We start from the raw sequence: 1275 nt of genomic DNA on the forward strand, positions 1-1275 counted from the left end.
CTGGCGTGGGGCGCGCTGCTTGGGCTGGGCGGTCTTGCCGCCACCGGCCCCGCGCGGCGCGGATTTACCCTTGCCTAGCCGTTCAAGGGCCTGCCTGAATGCTGATTCATTTACTTCATCCCGATGGGAGGTCTGGTCTTCTTCCTTCGGTAAGGAAAGAAAATCGTTATAAGATGACACAGCAGAACTCTCGATAACTCAATGCGCCAAGAGGAATGTGGCTAAAATCGTATTTTAGGAATCTATTCCTATGCCCGATATTCTAATGGCGCTGTTTTTTGGTAATTAATTGCGTATATAACGCGCCTGCCTTGCGTAAGGCAAGGGCATAAGCCTGTTGTCAGTAAATAACCGCCGCAATTATCGTGACATAATGTTTTTTAAAATAAAATGCACGGATGGCGAAACGTTTTCCGGGTGCGGGGCGGGGCATTTCTTCAGGTGGAATGAAAATATTTTTTAATATTCCCGAAGATGCTGGCGCGCGTTCCTTCCATTGCCCTCTCGTGATCGGACCGTGCCCTTGCATTGTGCCCGCCGCGTGGTCCAGATAGGGGCTGATATGAATTTCCCTGATATTATCCGGCAGATACGGAATGTGTGACACCCAGCAGAATATGGATTCGGTTTCCCTCTCGCACCGGCTCAGGAAGGCAGGCAGACCCTGCGTCCTGATCGTCATGGGCGTTTCGGGGTGCGGCAAGAGTACGGTGGCCCGGCTTATTGGCGAACGCCTTGGCTGGCCCGTTATCGAGGGGGACGACCTGCACCCGGCGGATAACATCGCCCGCATGAGCAAGGGCACCCCCCTGACCGATGCGGATCGCGCGCCTTGGCTTGACCGCATCGCCAATCAGGTTCGCGAATGGGGGGAGCAGGGGCAGTGCGGCATCGTGACCTGCTCATCGCTCAAGCGGAAGTATCGCGAGCGTATTTCCGGTGGTAGCGCGGATGTGTGCTTTGTCTATCTCAAGGGCAGCAAGGACGATATTGCGCCGCGCCTGCGGGAACGTACCGGCCATTTCATGCCCCCGGCCATGCTCGACAGCCAGTTTGAAACGCTGGAGGAGCCGGACATGCACGACGAGGTGGTGCTGGAACTCGACGTGACCGCCCCGCAGGAGCATCTGGCCGATCTGGCCTGCACCCATCTCTCCCGTCTGCCCACGTAAGGCAGGGCGTAGAGACGCCGTCGCTCAGGGCGGCGGGGTGGCGGGCCGCCATGTCAGGTCGCGCGCCCCGTCATCATTAAGGTGACGGCCCAGAATGAACAGG

General features: G+C 57.6%; 2 protein-coding genes and 1 pseudogene. 1 reads left to right on the top strand and 2 read right to left on the bottom strand.

The features are described from left to right. Positions 1 to 180 (bottom strand): annotated as a pseudogene (locus JCM25156_RS30250) (hypothetical protein); the annotation flags it as partial. A gap of 160 nt (positions 181 to 340) precedes the next feature. Further along, a complete protein-coding gene (locus JCM25156_RS29060; RefSeq protein WP_183479402.1) occupies positions 341 to 682 on the bottom strand; it encodes a hypothetical protein in 342 nt (113 codons plus the stop codon). On the opposite strand from JCM25156_RS29060, the gene JCM25156_RS17025 reads away from it, so the two are divergent. After that, positions 597 to 1172, top strand: coding sequence for a gluconokinase (locus tag JCM25156_RS17025; protein WP_025814094.1), 576 nt, complete (start codon positions 597 to 599; stop codon positions 1170 to 1172). The two genes, JCM25156_RS29060 and JCM25156_RS17025, sit on opposite strands and share 86 nt — an antisense overlap. Positions 1173 to 1275: the final 103 nt, after the last annotated feature.

This window comes from Komagataeibacter kakiaceti JCM 25156 (assembly GCF_000613305.1).

What these genes read in the sequence shown, in the direction of transcription:
- JCM25156_RS29060 (WP_183479402.1), bottom strand. Translation starts at nt 682, where the DNA reads ATGACGATCAGGACGCAGGGTCTGCCTGCCTTCCTGAGCCGGTGCGAG.
- JCM25156_RS17025 (WP_025814094.1), top strand. Translation starts at nt 597, where the DNA reads ATGTGTGACACCCAGCAGAATATGGATTCGGTTTCCCTCTCGCACCGG.